Annotated in this window: 13 protein-coding genes; 10 read left to right on the top strand and 3 right to left on the bottom strand. The window is 64.3% G+C overall.

Going from position 1 to position 14,973, the window contains the following annotated elements; all coding sequences use genetic code 11:
- Window positions 1-282: 282 nt before the first annotated feature.
- From IE00_RS11540 to IE00_RS11520, 5 genes are all read left to right on the top strand, one after another.
- Complete coding sequence (locus IE00_RS11540; protein WP_072297273.1) at window positions 283-1,761, top strand: nucleobase:cation symporter-2 family protein; 1,479 nt, start codon at window positions 283-285, stop codon at window positions 1,759-1,761.
- 106 nt (window positions 1,762-1,867) lie between these two features.
- Window positions 1,868-2,221: a hydroxyisourate hydrolase gene (gene uraH, locus IE00_RS11535; RefSeq protein ID WP_072297272.1), complete on the top strand. Its 354-nt coding sequence runs from the start codon at window positions 1,868-1,870 to the stop codon at window positions 2,219-2,221.
- A 1-nt stretch (window position 2,222) separates the two neighbouring features.
- Window positions 2,223-3,476, top strand: coding sequence for a urate hydroxylase PuuD (locus IE00_RS11530; protein ID WP_371328440.1), 1,254 nt, complete (start codon window positions 2,223-2,225; stop codon window positions 3,474-3,476).
- A gap of 48 nt (window positions 3,477-3,524) precedes the next feature.
- The gene (locus tag IE00_RS11525; RefSeq protein ID WP_072297271.1) at window positions 3,525-3,878 is read left to right on the top strand and encodes a DUF2946 family protein; all 354 of its coding nucleotides are present in this window, start codon (window positions 3,525-3,527) and stop codon (window positions 3,876-3,878) included.
- Window positions 3,879-4,008: 130 nt separating this feature from the next.
- Window positions 4,009-5,397 carry a PepSY domain-containing protein gene (locus tag IE00_RS11520; RefSeq protein WP_072297384.1) on the top strand — a complete coding sequence of 463 codons (1,389 nt, stop codon included), beginning with the start codon at window positions 4,009-4,011 and terminating at the stop codon, window positions 5,395-5,397.
- Here the strand turns inward: IE00_RS11520 and IE00_RS11515 are convergent.
- A complete protein-coding gene (locus tag IE00_RS11515) occupies window positions 5,378-6,295 on the bottom strand; it encodes a LysR family transcriptional regulator (RefSeq protein WP_072297270.1) in 918 nt (305 codons plus the stop codon). The two genes, IE00_RS11520 and IE00_RS11515, sit on opposite strands and share 20 nt — an antisense overlap.
- A gap of 113 nt (window positions 6,296-6,408) precedes the next feature.
- On the opposite strand from IE00_RS11515, the gene xdhA reads away from it, so the two are divergent.
- Genes xdhA through guaD form a run of 4 tightly spaced genes read left to right on the top strand, consistent with a single transcriptional unit; the run spans window position 6,409 to window position 12,165 of the window.
- On the top strand, window positions 6,409-7,860 hold the full coding sequence (xdhA, locus tag IE00_RS11510) for a xanthine dehydrogenase small subunit (protein WP_072297269.1): 1,452 nt from the start codon (window positions 6,409-6,411) through the stop codon (window positions 7,858-7,860).
- A gap of 2 nt (window positions 7,861-7,862) precedes the next feature.
- Complete coding sequence (gene xdhB / locus IE00_RS11505; protein WP_072297268.1) at window positions 7,863-10,169, top strand: xanthine dehydrogenase molybdopterin binding subunit; 2,307 nt, start codon at window positions 7,863-7,865, stop codon at window positions 10,167-10,169.
- Complete coding sequence (gene xdhC, locus IE00_RS11500) at window positions 10,166-10,900, top strand: xanthine dehydrogenase accessory protein XdhC (RefSeq protein WP_072297267.1); 735 nt, start codon at window positions 10,166-10,168, stop codon at window positions 10,898-10,900. Before xdhB ends, xdhC begins: the two co-directional genes overlap by 4 nt.
- The gene (guaD, locus tag IE00_RS11495; protein ID WP_072297266.1) at window positions 10,888-12,165 is read left to right on the top strand and encodes a guanine deaminase; all 1,278 of its coding nucleotides are present in this window, start codon (window positions 10,888-10,890) and stop codon (window positions 12,163-12,165) included. The genes xdhC and guaD overlap by 13 nt, the downstream gene beginning before the upstream one ends.
- Before the next feature lie 93 nt (window positions 12,166-12,258).
- Here guaD and IE00_RS11490 read toward each other — a convergent pair whose 3' ends face one another.
- Both IE00_RS11490 and IE00_RS11485 read right to left on the bottom strand, forming a co-directional pair.
- Window positions 12,259-13,014 carry a hypothetical protein gene (locus IE00_RS11490; protein ID WP_139291415.1) on the bottom strand — a complete coding sequence of 252 codons (756 nt, stop codon included), beginning with the start codon at window positions 13,012-13,014 and terminating at the stop codon, window positions 12,259-12,261.
- 3 nt (window positions 13,015-13,017) lie between these two features.
- Entirely contained in the window at window positions 13,018-13,965 is a 948-nt protein-coding gene (locus IE00_RS11485) for a TniQ family protein (RefSeq protein WP_072297264.1), read from the bottom strand.
- 665 nt (window positions 13,966-14,630) lie between these two features.
- On the opposite strand from IE00_RS11485, the gene IE00_RS20880 reads away from it, so the two are divergent.
- Window positions 14,631-14,912 carry a DUF262 domain-containing protein gene (locus IE00_RS20880; RefSeq protein ID WP_139291414.1) on the top strand — a complete coding sequence of 94 codons (282 nt, stop codon included), beginning with the start codon at window positions 14,631-14,633 and terminating at the stop codon, window positions 14,910-14,912.
- Window positions 14,913-14,973: the final 61 nt, after the last annotated feature.

The raw sequence follows: 14,973 nt of genomic DNA, 5'->3' as shown, positions 1-14,973 counted from the left end.
AAATCCGCAAGCGGCAGCGGAAAACGCAAGGTGCTGGACTTGCTGCGCTTTTCGCCTTCTTTCACGATGCGGGCGGATTTTCCAGAAAAATGGCGCGACCCGGGGACGAATGCTAGCCTTTTCCTGCGCCGGGGAGGGCGCATCCACAGGTTCCACGTCGGGCCATGCTGCACCGGATGCAGGCAATGGCGGTTTTCGCAGGCGCTTGGGCGTGAAATTCGTTTTCGTGCCCCGCGCCCTTGCGCAAGACTTGGGACGACATGCAGGCAAGGGGGCAATCACATGACTGAAACGACGGGGCACGCCGGGGTCCATCCGGTGGATGAACGCCTGCCGACACCCAAGCTGATCACGCTGGGGTTCCAGCATGTGCTGGTGATGTATGCGGGCGCGATCGCCGTGCCGCTGATCGTGGGGCGTGCCTTGCAGCTGTCGCCCGCCGAGGTGGCCTTCCTGATTTCCGCCGATCTGTTCGTCTGCGGCATCGCCACCCTGATCCAAAGTTTGGGCGCCACCCAGTATTTCGGCATCAAGCTGCCCGTCATGATGGGTGTCACCTTTGCCGCCGTGGGACCCATGGTCGCCATTGCCGCCGGCAACCCCGGCGCGGAGGGCGCGCGTGCGCTTTTCGGCGCCATCATCGCGGCGGGCCTGATCGCCATCCTGCTGGCCCCCGCCATCAGCCGCATGTTGCGGTTTTTCCCGCCGGTGGTGACGGGCACGGTCATCCTGGCCATCGGGATCAGCCTGATGCCCATCGGCATCAACTGGATCTTCGGCCTGCAGGTCGGTCCCACCGCGCCGAAACTGGTCGATCCCGCGCAGGCCGCTTGGCTGGAGCAGGCCATCGCCGCAGGCGGCGTCCCCGAAGGGGTGCGTCTGGCGCCCACGGTGGCGAACCCGCTTTACGCGGCGGGCGGCAATATCGCCATTGCGGCGCTGGTGCTGGCCACGATCCTGCTGGTGTCGCGCCTGGCGACGGGGTTCCTGTCCAACATCGCGGTGCTGATCGGCATCGCGGTGGGGGGCATCGCGGCGGCCATGCTGGGCATGATGCATTTCGACCGCGTGGCCGAGGCGCAGTGGTTCGCCCTGATCACCCCGTTCCATTTCGGCCTGCCCACCTTTGATCCGGTGATGGTCCTGACCATGGTGCTGGTGATGATCGTGGTGATGATCGAATCCACCGGCATGTTCCTGGCCCTGTCCGAGATGTGCGCCCGTCCCGTCACCCAGAAGCAGCTGGCCGCAGGCCTGCGGGCCGACGGGTTGGGGACCATGCTGGGCGGCATCTTCAACACATTTCCCTATACCTCGTTCAGCCAGAATGTCGGGTTGGTGGGTGTCACGGGGGTGCGGTCGCGCTTCGTCTGCGTGGCGGGCGGCATCATCATGATCGTGCTGGGCCTGATCCCCAAGATGGGCGCGCTGGTCGAAAGCCTGCCGACCACGGTCCTGGGCGGCGCGGGGCTGGTGATGTTCGGCATGGTCGCGGCCACGGGCGTGCGCATCCTGTCGCGGGTCGATTTCGCGGGCAACCGGCACAACCTGTTCGTCGTGGCGATCAGCGTGGGCATGGCGATGATCCCGGTGGTGGCCCCCGATTTCAAGCAATGGCTGCCCCACGCGATCCACCCGCTGGTGCATTCGGGCATCCTGCTGGCGGCGATCAGCGCGGTGCTGCTGAACTGGTTCTATAACGGCGCCCCTGCGGCGGATGAGGCGGAGCTGCGCGCCGCGGGCAAGCTGGCCGATCACTGAGGGCCGATTATACACAAAATCTTAAGACTGCCTTGCGGGCGGCCCCTCTCGCGCGCAAGGAAGGATCGGTTATCAACAAACCAAGCATAATCAGCGGAGGATCACGATGCCGGGTTACCTGACCACCCATGTTCTGGACACAGCCCGCGGCCAGCCGGCCCGCGGCATGACGGTGGTCCTGTTCCGCCTGCACCAAGGCGACCGCCAGGAAATCGCGCGGCTGGTCACCAATGATGACGGGCGCACCGACAGCCAGATCCTGCCCCAGGACCAATTTGCCACCGGCAGCTATGAGCTGGAATTCCATGCGGGCGACTGGATGGACGCCACGGGCATCGCCCCGGAAAGCCCGCGCTTTCTGGACGTCATCCCGATCCGTTTCGGCATGTCGCAGCAGGACCATTACCACGTGCCGCTGCTGATCTCTCCCTTCGGCTATTCGACCTACAGGGGCAGCTGAGATGATCCCCGATACCGTCATCTTGTGGGAATGGCTGGCCTTTGCCGTCCGCTGGACCCATGTCATCACCGCGATCGCCTGGATCGGGTCGTCCTTCTACTTCATCGCGCTGGATCTGGGCCTGCAGAAGGCCCCCGGCATGCCGAAAGGCGCCCATGGCGAGGAATGGCAGGTTCATGGCGGCGGCTTCTATCACGTCCAGAAATACCTGGTCGCCCCCGAACGCATGCCCGAGCACCTGACCTGGTTCAAATGGGAAAGCTACTCGACCTGGCTGTCGGGGGCGGCATTGCTGATGGTCACCTATTGGGCGGGGGCGAACCTGTTCCTGATCGATCCGGCCAAGGCCGATCTGGCCATCTGGCAGGCGATCCTGGTGTCGGGCGGATCGCTGGCGATCGGCTGGCTGATCTATGACGGGCTGTGCAAATCGCCCTTGGGCCAGCGTCCGACGGTGCTGATGCTGCTGTTGTTCGCAGCGCTGGTGGTGATGGGCTGGGGCTATGACCAGGTCTTCACGGGGCGCGCGGCACTGCTGCATCTGGGTGCCTTCACCGCCACCATCATGACGGCCAACGTCTTTCTGATCATCATGCCGAACCAGCGCATCGTGGTGGCCGATCTGAAGGCCGGTCGCGCGCCGGACCCGAAATACGGCAAGATCGCCAAGCTGCGGTCCACGCATAACAACTATCTGACGCTGCCGGTCATCTTCCTGATGCTGTCGAACCACTATCCTCTGGCCTTCGCCAGCGAATACAATTGGCTGATCGCGGCGCTGATCTTCCTGATGGGCGTCACCATCCGGCATTTCTTCAACACCATGCATGCCCGCAAAGGGTATCAGTGGTGGACATGGGCGGTGACGACCATGCTGTTCGTGGCCATCATGTGGCTCTCGGCGCTTGGGCTGAACCAGGAAAGCTATGACGAGGCGATGGCCCGCCCCATGACCGCGTCCGAGGAACGCTTTGCCCAGGCCGAGGGCTTTGACGACGTGGCCCAGACCGTGATGGGCCGCTGTTCCATGTGCCATGCCCGCGAACCCGTGTGGGAGGGCATCCACCACGCCCCGCGCGGGCTGTTTCTGGAAACGCCCGCCGACATCGCGCGGGCGGCCCAACAGGTCTATGTCCAGGCCGGCCTGACCGACGCCATGCCCCCCGCCAACATCACCGGGATGGAGGATGACGAGCGTCGCCAGATCATCCGCTGGTTCCGCAAGGTCGGCGCGTTCGGCGTGGCAGGGCTGTGACGATTTTTCCGCTTAACACGGGGCCCGCCGCGCGTTAAATCGTCTGCCATGTTCCGCGCTGTCCGCCTTGTCCTGCTGCTGGGGGTGATCCTTGGGGTGCTGCTGCCGCAATCCACGGCGGCGCTGGCCGATATCGGCGTGATCGACGACCGCGCGGTGGTGATCTGTACCGGCCATGGGCTCGTCGAGGTCTCGCTGGCCGATCCCGCGCAGGGGCATGACGCGACACCGGACCATGACCATGCCTGCCTGCTGGTCCATGCGCTGGTCGGGGCCGTGGCACCTGCCGAGGCGCCGTGGGTCCGGCTGTCGGGCCGTATCCGTCCCAGCCTTGCCGCCGACCTGTGGCAACCCCTGTCGCTGCCCCGTCAAGGTTTCGCACGCGCGCCCCCGCGCGCCTGACAGATCTTTCGTTCATCTGACAATGCGAAACCGCATGGCCATTGCCGTGCAACAGGACGATTCCCATGACTGTCTTTCATCCGGCCGCCCTGTCGGCCCCCGGCGCAGCCTGCGCCCATGCGGTGTCATCATGACCGCCGCCCCCCTGATGGCCGCCAATCGCAGCGCCAAATTTTACCGGGCCGCGTGGCGCTGGCATTTCTATGCCGGGCTGTTCGTCGTGCCGTTCTTCCTGGTGCTGGCCGTGACCGGCATGATGATGCTGTGGATCGCCCATCTGGACGGGCGCGACGGCGAACGCATCCCGGTGACGCCCCAAGGTCAGACGACCAGCCTGAACCTGCAGACGGCGGTGGCCATCGCCTCGGTTCCCGACGGCCAGCCGGTGCAATACGTGGCACCGCGTGCCCCCGGTCTGGCCGCGATCTTTCGCATCGATGGCCCCGATGGCCAGCAGACCGTCGCCGTCGATCCCTATACCGCCCAGGTCGTGACCAGTTTTCCCCGCCAGGCCGGCTGGTACGATCTGGCGGACGGCATCCATTCATCGTTGCTGCTGGGCGTGACGGGGGACCGGATGCTGGAAATCGCGGCCTCGCTTGGGGTCGTGCTGTTGGCCACGGGGCTTTACCTGTGGTGGCCGCGACAGGGGGGGATCGTGCGCGCGATGATCCCGAACCTTGCGGCACGCGGGCGGGCGCTGTGGCGGTCGCTGCATGGCGTCGTAGGGATCTGGATCTCGGTCGTGCTGATGTTCTTTCTGGTGTCCGGACTGGCCTGGTCGGGGGTCTGGGGCGAAAAGCTGACGCAGGCCTGGTCGACCTTTCCCGCCGCCAAATGGGACGCGGTGCCCTTGTCGGATGCCACCCATGGCAGCCGGAATGACGGCCCCAAGCAGGTGGCATGGGCGCTGGAACAGACCCCGTTGCCCGCATCGGGATCGGCGGCGGGGGCCGTCGGCATTGCCGAAGGGCAGCCGGTGACGATCGACAGCGTCGATGCGCTGGCCCGCCACATCGGGTTCGACGGGCGCTATCAGTTGATCCTGCCCAAAGGTGATACGGGTGTCTGGACGCTGACCCGCGATTCCATGAACTCGGACAGCCTGAACCCGACAAGGGATCGCACCGTCCATGTCGATCAATACACGGGCCGCATTCTGGCCGATGTGGGGTTTGCGGATTATTCCTGGGCGGGCAAGGCCATGGCCGTGGGTATTGCGCTGCATATGGGCACCCTTGGCCTCTGGAGCGTGCTGGCCAACACCGCCTTCTGTCTGGCGGTGATCTTTCTGTGCGTGTCCGGGGTGGTTTTGTGGTGGAAGCGGCGCCCGGTGGGCCAATGGCGCCTGGCACCGCCGCCCATGCCCGCCGACATGCCGCTGTGGCGTGGCGCGGTGGTGCTGGCCTGCGTGATCGGCGTGGCATTCCCCATGGCGGGCGTGGCGATGGCGGCGGCCATCGCGATCGACCGACTGATCCTGGCGCGGATCCCGGCCTTCAGACGGGTGTTCGGCTGACTGGCTGAAAGGCCGGTCTTAGCTCCCTGACCGCGAAATCGGCGAACATGCGGACCTTGGGGTCCTGCAGACGCCGATGCGGCGCAAGGCAACCGAACTGGGCGGGCAGGGGCGGCGTGTCGGGCAGCAGGCGCACCAGCTGCCCGTCGCGCAGCGCCTGCGTCACCTCGTATTCGGGGCGGTTGGCGATGCCGTGGCCATCCAGCGCCCAGGATGTCAGCACATCGCCGTCATCCGTGTCGAACCGCCCCGAGACCATCATCTTGCGCGGCCCGTCATCGGTCGTCAGCGTCCAGAAATATTCCGGGCTGCGCGGATAGCGCAGCAACAGGCAGTTATGCCCCGACAGGTCGTCGGGGATCTGCGGCGTGCCATGTTCGGCCAGGTATCGCGGGGACGCGACCAGCACGCGGGGGCAATCGGCGATCTTGCGCCATTTCAGCGCCGAATCCGCCGGTTCGCCCAGGAAGAAGGCCAGATCGATGGCGTCTTCGACGATATTGACGCTGCGGTCCGACAGGCGCAGGCGGAATTCGACGCCGGGATTGTCCTGGCAGAAGGCCGGGATCAGCGGCGCGACCAGCCGGCGTCCCAGGCCCAGGGGGGCGGTCAGGCGGATCACCCCCTGCGGCTTGCCCGAAAAGCTGCTGACCAGCGCCTCGGCCTCGTCCAGGGTTTCGATCACCCGGCGGGCATGGTCATAGAAGGCGCGCCCCACCTCGGTCGTGGTCAGCTTGCGCGTCGTGCGGTTCAGCAGGCGCAGCCCGAAGCGATTTTCAAGATCCTTGATACGATTCGACGCGACGGCCGGGGACAGGCGCAAATCCCTGCCTCCGGCGGTGATGGACCCCAGTTCGACCACGCGGACGAACACCCGCAGGCTTTCCAGATAGGACATGATGGTGGCTGGCTTTCAACGTTTCATGTAAAGTCTTCTACGTCCGGGCCAATTTCGCAATCCCCTTTTCCCGCATAAGCTGCCCGGCAACAGGACCGCCAGGAAGGAACACCATGACCACCCAGCTGCGTTTTCTGCTGAATGACCAGGAAGTCGCCCTGTCGCAGGTCGGCGCATCGGACACGCTGCTGGATCATCTGCGCATCGCCCGCCGCCTGACCGGCACCAAGGAAGGCTGCGCCGAGGGTGATTGCGGCGCCTGCACCGTGCTGCTCGGGCGCCCGACGGCCGCCGGCCTGGTCTATGAGCCGATCAATGCCTGCATCCGGCTGCTGGCGTCCTGCCACGGCTGCCATGTGGTGACGGTCGAACATCTGCAGGGGCCCGATGGCGGGCTGCACCCGGTCCAGGCCGCCATGGTCGAACATCACGGCAGCCAATGCGGCTTTTGCACGCCGGGCATCGTCATGGCGCTTTACGGGCTGTGGATGACCAAACCCGATGCGACGGCCACCGATATCGAGATCGCGCTGCAGGGCAATATCTGCCGCTGCACGGGGTACGAGCCGATTATCACCGCCGCCCTTGCCGCCGGTCGTGCGGGCGGGCAGGCCGCCGATGCGCTGATGCGGGAACGCGATGCCGTGGCCGCGCGGCTGGCCGCGATGCCCCGCGCCCGTGTCGATCTGGACCGCGACGGCGACCGCGCCATCATTCCCGCCGATGTCGACGACCTGGCGCGGGTGCTGATGGACGAACCCAAGGCGACGCTGGTCGCAGGCGCCACGGATGTGGGCCTGTGGGTCACGAAATTCATGCGCGACATCAGCCCCGCCATCTTCATCGGTCACCTGATGAAGTCGGTGCAAGTCGTTGACGAAGAACTGCATATCGGCGCGGGCGTCACCTATTCCGAGGCCGCGCCGCTGATCCGCCAGCACATCCCGGCGGCTTATGATTACTGGCTGCGGATCGGCGGCTGGCAGGTGCGCAACATGGGCACGATCGGGGCGAATATCGCCAACGGGTCGCCCATCGGGGACACGCCGCCGCTGCTGATCGCGCTTGGGGCGCGGATCGTGCTGCGCCGTGGCGATCAGCGCCGTGAACTGCCGCTGCAGGATTTCTTCATCGATTACGGCAAGCAGGACCGCCAGCAGGGCGAGTTCGTCGAGACGGTGATCATCCCGACGCGGCCCGACGCCATCGTCGCCGCCTACAAGGTCAGCAAGCGGCGCGACAGCGACATCACGGCGGTCGCTGCGGGCTTTTGCCTGACGGTGCGGGACGGCATAATCCAGGACGCCCGCGTGGCCTTTGGCGGCATGGCGGCGACCCCCAAGCGCGCAACCCGGGCCGAGGCCGCCCTGCGGGGCCAGCCCATGTCCGAGGCCACGTTCGACGCCGCCGCCCGCGCCGTCGCCGATGACTTCACGCCCATGTCGGACATGCGGGCCAGCGCCGATTATCGCGCCCGCGTGGCGCAGAACCTGTTCCGCCGCTTCTGGCTGGAACAATCCGAACCGGGCCTGCCGGTCCGCCTGACCGAAACGCTGGGGGTTTGACCATGAAAGACGATACCATCCTTCGCGGGCAGGCCCATCGGGACACCGCCCATGACAGCGCCGCCAAGCATGTGACGGGTCGCGCCGAATATACCGACGACCTGAACGAACCGCACGGCCTGGTTCATGCCTATCTGGGCCTGTCGCAATGCGCCCATGGCACGATCACCGCCATGGATTTCAGCGAGACGCTGGCCCATCCCGGCGTCATCGGCGTGCTGACGGCCAAGGACATTCCGGGCATCAACGACGTCTCGGCCAATGGCAAGAAGGACGACCCGATCTTTGCCGAAGAAACCGTCCATTTCTGGGGTCAGCCGGTCTTTGCGGTCATCGCCGAAACCCGCGATCAGGCCCGCCGTGCCGCGCACAAGGCCCAGATCACCTATGACGCCTTGCCCCACGCGCTGGACCCGATCGCCGCGCGCGACGCGGGCAGGGGATACGTCACCGAACCCCTGACCCTACGCCGGGGCGACGCCGATCAGGGCATGGCCGCCGCGCCGCGCCGGATCAGCGGCCGCTTCGCCATCGGCGGACAGGATCACTTTTATCTGGAAGGCCAGATCGCCATGGCCGTGCCGGGCGAAGACGATGACATGACCATCAACGTCTCGACCCAGCACCCGTCCGAGGTGCAGCACATGGTCGCCCATGCCCTGAAGGTGCCCAGCCATTCGGTGATCGTGAACGTGCGCCGCATGGGGGGCGGTTTCGGGGGCAAGGAAACGCAGATGAACCTGTTCGCCTGCGTGGCAGCGATTGCCGCCCGGCGCTGGAAGCGGGCGGTGAAGATCCGCCCCGACCGCGATGACGACATGATCGCCACCGGCAAGCGCCACGATTTCGTGGTCGATTACGAAGTCGGCTTCGACGACACGGGCAAGATCCGTGCCGTTCAGGGCGACTGGTGCGCGCGTTGCGGCTTTTCGTCGGACCTGTCGGGGCCGGTGACGGACCGGGCGCTGTTTCATGCCGACAACGCCTATTTCTATCCCGATGTGCGCGTCAGCAGCCATCCGATGAAGACCAACACGGTCAGCAACACCGCCTTTCGGGGCTTTGGTGGCCCGCAGGGTGTGATCGTGGCCGAACGCATGATCGAGGAGATCGCCTATGCCCTTGGCTGCGACCCGTTGGAGATCCGCCGCGCGAACCTTTATGAAAACGGCCAGCTGACCCCCTATCACCAGGAGGTCAACGACCAGATCCTGCCGCGCATCCTGGACGAACTGGAAGCGGGCAGCGATTACCAGGCGCGGCGTCAGGCTGTGCTGGATTGGAACGCAAAGGGCGGCGTCATCCGCAAGGGCATCGCCATGACGCCGGTCAAGTTCGGGATCAGCTTCACCGCCACCTGGTTCAACCAGGCGGGCGCCCTGGTCCATATCTATTCCGACGGGTCGATCATGCTGAACCACGGCGGCACCGAAATGGGGCAGGGGCTGAATACCAAGGTCGCCCAGGTCGTGGCCGAGGCGTTCCAATGCGACATCGCCCGCGTCAAGATCACCAAGACGACCACGGAAAAGGTGCCCAACACCTCGGCCACGGCGGCGTCGTCGGGGACCGACCTGAACGGGATGGCGGCGCTGGACGCGGCCGACCAGATCAAGGCGCGGCTGGTGGCTTTCGTCGCCGAACGCTGGCAGGTGGCCCCCGATGCGGTGCAGTTCGTGCCGAACCACGTCATGGCGGGCGATACCGCCATCCCCTTCACCGAAGTGATCGCCGCCGCCTATATGGCACGGGTGAACCTGTCGGCTGCGGGTCACTACAAGACGCCCAAGATCCATTGGGACCGGTCGACCGGGCGGGGCAGGCCGTTCTATTACTATGCCTATGGCGCCGCGGTCTCCGAGGTGTCGGTGGACACGCTGACCGGCGAATATGTCATCGACCGGACCGACGTGCTGCATGATGTCGGCCGCAGCCTGAACCCCGCCATCGACAAGGGCCAGGTCGAGGGCGCCTTCGTCCAAGGCGCGGGCTGGCTGACGACCGAAGAGCTGTGGTGGGACGACAAGGGCCGCCTGCGCACCCATGCGCCCTCGACCTACAAGGTGCCCTTGGCCAGCGACCGCCCGCGCGTCTTCAACGTCAAGCTGGTCGCGTGGTCCGAGGCCGCCGAACGCACCATCAAGCGGTCCAAGGCCGTTGGTGAACCGCCCTTCATGCTGGGCATCAGCGTCTTCGAGGCGATCAACATGGCCGTCGCATCCATGGCCGATTACCGCGAACCGGCCCGCCTTGATGCGCCCGCCACGCCCGAACGCGTGCTGATGGCGGTGGACCGCCTGCGCGGATGATCCGCATCCGTGTCATATCGGCCCGCGGATCCACCCCGCGCGATGCCGGGGCCGAGATGTTCGTCGGCCCTGATGGCGTGCAGGGGACCATCGGCGGCGGCCAGCTGGAATACATGGCCATCGACCGGGCACGGGCGATGCTGGCGCAGGGGTTGGACCTGGACCGCATGGACGTCCCCCTTGGGCCGGAAATCGGTCAATGCTGCGGCGGGCGGGTCGTTCTGGAACTGGACCGCCACGGCCCCACGCCGCAGGATCATCCCGACGCGCTGATCTTTGGCGCGGGCCATGTCGGGCGTGCCCTGGCGCTGGCGCTGCAGCCGCTGCCGGTCAATGCCACCCTGATCGACCAGCGACCCGAGGAACTGTCGCTGGCCGCCGCCGGCATTGCCACCCACCTGACCCCGCTGCCCGAAACCCTGATCCGCGACGCGCGGGCCGGCACGGCGGTGATCATCCTGACCCATGATCACGCGCTGGATTTCCTGCTGGCCGTCGAAGCGCTCTCGCGCCCCGATCTGGCCTATGTCGGCATGATCGGCAGCGCGACCAAGCGTGCCCAGTTCACCCGCTTTGCCAAGGGCATCGACACGTCCCGGCTGATCTGCCCCATCGGCGCGGGCCTGTCCCATGACAAGCGCCCCGAGGTCATCGCCGCCTTCACCGCCGCCGAACTGATCGGCAGGCTCACCGCAGTTTCTTCTTTGAAAAAATACCCATGCAACATCTGATCCGGGGCCGCGTCCTCGACTTTCATGCCGATCCCGCCGAAACGCAGGACAACCACCGCTATTGGGCAGACGGGGCGATCATCGTAGAGGGTGGCAAGATCGTCGCTGTCGGCGATCACGCCGATCTGGCACGTCCCGACCTGCCGGAAATGGACCACCGCCCGCACCTGATCCTGCCGGGCTTCATCGACCCGCATATCCATTTCCCGCAGTTGCAGGTGATCGCCAGCTGGGGCGCGCAGCTTCTGGACTGGCTGAACACCTATACCTTCCCCGAAGAGGCGCGCTTCGCCGACGCCGGCCATGCCACCCGGATGGCTGGACTGTTCCTGGACCAGCTGACCGCGCATGGAACGACGACGGCGGTCGCCTTCTGTTCCAGCCACAAGACCAGCGCCGAGGCCCTGTTCAGCGCCGCCCATGACCGCGACATGGCGATGGTCGCGGGCAAGGTGATGATGGATCGCAATGCCCCCGACGCGGTGCTGGACACCGCGCAACAGGGCTATGACGACACCAAGGCATTGATCCGCGACTGGCACGGCAAGGGGCGACAGCGCTATGCGATCACGCCGCGCTTCGCGATCACCTCGACGCCGGAACAGCTGGCCATGACCGGGCAACTGGCTGCGGAACATCCCGATTGCCACGTCCAGACTCATCTGTCCGAAAACCGCGACGAGATCGACTTCACCCTGTCGCTCTATCCCCAGGCGCGGGATTATCTGGATATCTATGAACAGCACGGATTGTTGTCAGACAAGCTGCTGCTGGGTCATTCGATCCACCTGCACCCGCGCGAGATCGCGCGGATGGCCGAAACCGGCAGCCGTGCGATCTTCTGTCCGACCTCGAACCTGTTCCTGGGCTCGGGCCTCTTCGACGAGGCCGGGCTGCGCGGTGCGGGCGTCGTCAGCGGCATCGCGACGGATGTGGGCGGCGGCACCAGTTACTCCATGTTGCAGACCCTGAACGAGGGCTACAAGATCCTGCAGATGCGCGGCCAGAAGCTGCATCCCCTGTCGGCCTTCCACTGGGCGACGCGCGGCAATGCCATGGCCCTTGGCATGGACGACAGCATCGGCACGCTTCGGCCCGGATCGGCCGCTGATCTGGTGGTGCTGGATGCCCGCGCGACGCCTGCGATGGATCTGCGCATGGAACGCGCCCAGACTCTGGCCGAGGAATTGTTCATCCTGCAGATCATGGGCGACGACCGTGCGGTGGCACAGACCTATGTCGCGGGCCGCCCCTGCAAGACGTGATCATATCAGGCTGCCAAAGAAAGGGGATGCATGCGCAAACGGAGGCAATAGCGTGCGCAAGGGCGTCAAGAAAAATCGACGTGGATCGTGGATTCAGGAAAGCAGATGGCTGACCTCGGCACGGGAATAGATTCTCTTGCTGCCGCCTGCCGGCTGTATCCTGTCGGTATCAAGCAACACCTGAAGCTCGCTCCACCCCAGACGCGCTGTAACGCACAGCGTGCGAAACCTGATAAACCGCTCGTGGAATGCCTCACGGTCGGGCGCGTTCATCCGCAGCTGCGACCCACCTCGTGGTCCGCGCATTTGCTGACACGACAAGCCATTGCGACGGACAAAGCTCAGAAGTTCGCTTGGCGGTAGCCCTTGCGAATAGGCAAAGGCATCCAGCGAAATCGCTTCGCCTTCCTGTCCGACATGCCCAAGGTTCACCAGAACCGAAGCAAACCCCGACCGCTGCAGATACCTGCCCACCCGTGCCAACTTCCCAGAGCGAATGTTACTGATGATCTCGGGGAACGTCATGCCCAATCTGACAGATGCTTCTCCCAAGCTGCACCAGTCATGCATCGCGACATAGATCGGCTCGGCACCAATCAGCAAATCATCGATCAGGTCCTGCGCGGCCCAGACGTTCCAACTCACACCGTCAACGCGCTCGAACAGACCTGCGTCTCGCGCCTGGGCAAACTGGTGCGGTGTCAGCGACATGGCCTGCAGGAAGTCCGTTTCGATGAGGCCTTGTGGGAACGCTGCCCGCGCCTCGGCGAGATCAATGAGCGTCCATCCTGACGGAGAAACCTCATTGGCCTTGGTCAGCGCCTGAACATCGGCCTCCGATATTTGCATCAATCAAGCGAGTGCCGACAGCGATATGCTCTCACGGCGCAGCACCGGTTCGCCCAGCACCTCATCGCCGGGCGCAAGCGGCCAGGTTTTAAGTATGTGCTGCCTCAGAATGCTCTGGAAGGGCCGCAACTCCTTAGGACAAAGATCCGCGGCAAGCAGGTCATGAAGACCACCGAAGATCTTGCGTGGCCCTTCCTCGGGTCGGCCCATCAAATGCTGCAGATCAGCCAGCGCGACACGCAGGGCCTCCTCGCCACCCGTGCAAAGCCGAAACCCGACATCAGCCGGCCACCATTGCTCATCGTCGCGAAGTGCACGCCACTTCGGCACCGTGGTCGCAATCGCGGCCCGGCCCAGCTCTAAGCAGAACTGCGCGGAAGCATGAAGATCGAACTGATCCAGCCAATGATCGAAGGCTGTGTTGCCTTCAAGCCGATCCAGCCACCATAGATCGAACTTGGAAGGATCGCGTGGCTCAGGGCGTCCCTCGGGGGCCAGATCAAGGTCCGGCAGGCGTCTGGTGACGTCGTGCCGATCAAGTTTGTCCTGAATCGTCCACAACGTAACCAGCGGGCGGTTATGCTCCGGGCAGATCGTGACAAAGGGCAGCGGCCATATCCCACGCAGTCCAGGTTGGCCTTTTAGGCAATCGAGGCACCCGCGCACCTTCCTGCCGCCGACGCGGGCGGCCGGAAAGCAATTACCTGCGAACCATACCTGCCCATCGCTGGTCCTGGGCGTGCCCCGACGAAGCTCGGCGACCGGAACACCGGAAAGCTCCGCCAGCTGTGAAACAGCGGCACCTTCACCAGCGATCAGACTGTTTATCCCAATACCCATGTCGCGCAGGAACTCGCGCATAGGAACGTGGTTCACCTCCGCCAGGCGTGATGCCAAGGACATCGCCGTTTCACCAGGTATGGGATGAATGGAAAGAGGAAGCCGAGCCATCCATCCCAGATACCCATTCCTGCCGCCACCCGCCACCTCTCACATTTGAAGGCGGTCGACCCCGCACGACATCATGGCCCGATAAGGCACGGCATGCGCCGACAAACTATGCTGCATTGGGCGGGAAGCGACCTCATGGCGGCGCGGCAGTCCAGCGGGCTCAGCACTCAGAAGCAGCAATTCAACGTCAGCGTAGGCTCACTTGCGCCTGATCCAACGCGAAGGGCGGGGATCTGCCTGACGGGGGCGCGACAGAACAGGCTACAGAAGCAATGTGGAGCGGTCATTCGATCTCCGCTCGGTTATTGGTTCGCTGACTGACATCCGGGGGCGGAAAAGCGGCCCAAATGCTGCGGTCCTACAACCGCGGCACTTGGGGACGCCGTTCATATCCGACGTGGTCGGAGCCCGATTCACCGTTGAGGACGCGGACTTTCGCGAATCTCGATCGAAGCTCGCCCTATTAGCGCGAGGTAGGTAGCAATCTTTCAACTAACCATCTACTAGTCAGTAATAAGAGTCCTGCCTGGCAGCAAGAAAGCGTCTAAGCTGACTTGGAAAAGTTATCCTAACCTACCAATGCGGTGGTATAGCCTAGTGGCAGTTACGAAAATCAGGCCCAAAGCAAACCTTAAGATGAAACGTATGCGGATTGAGGGAAAATTATGACCAACGAAACTTTGCGCCAATCGCTCGACAGCTTGCAGAGCAAGGCTCGTGAGCGAACTGTCAAAACTCAGAACATTGAATATGACCTTGAGACCCTTATTAAAAGAATTGATAAAAAAACCATCAGACTTGATCCTGACTATCAGCGGAGGCATAGGTGGCCTGCAGAAATCTCATCTCGACTTATTGAAAGTTTGCTTCTGAACATTCCAATCCCAACTATTTATATCTCTCAAGACGTGGCCTGCCCCTATCGGGTGGTCCGGTTTCAATCTTAGTGCATTACGTGTCTTGTCGCTACAGCTGGGGTGGCCGGCGAAGCGGCTCCGGATGGCGAAG

The organism is Paracoccus sp. SM22M-07 (assembly GCF_001887735.1).
Taxonomy (GTDB): domain Bacteria; phylum Pseudomonadota; class Alphaproteobacteria; order Rhodobacterales; family Rhodobacteraceae; genus Paracoccus.
The sequence above is the reverse complement of the archived record's forward strand: the minus strand, read 5'-3'. Positions and strand labels throughout refer to the sequence as shown.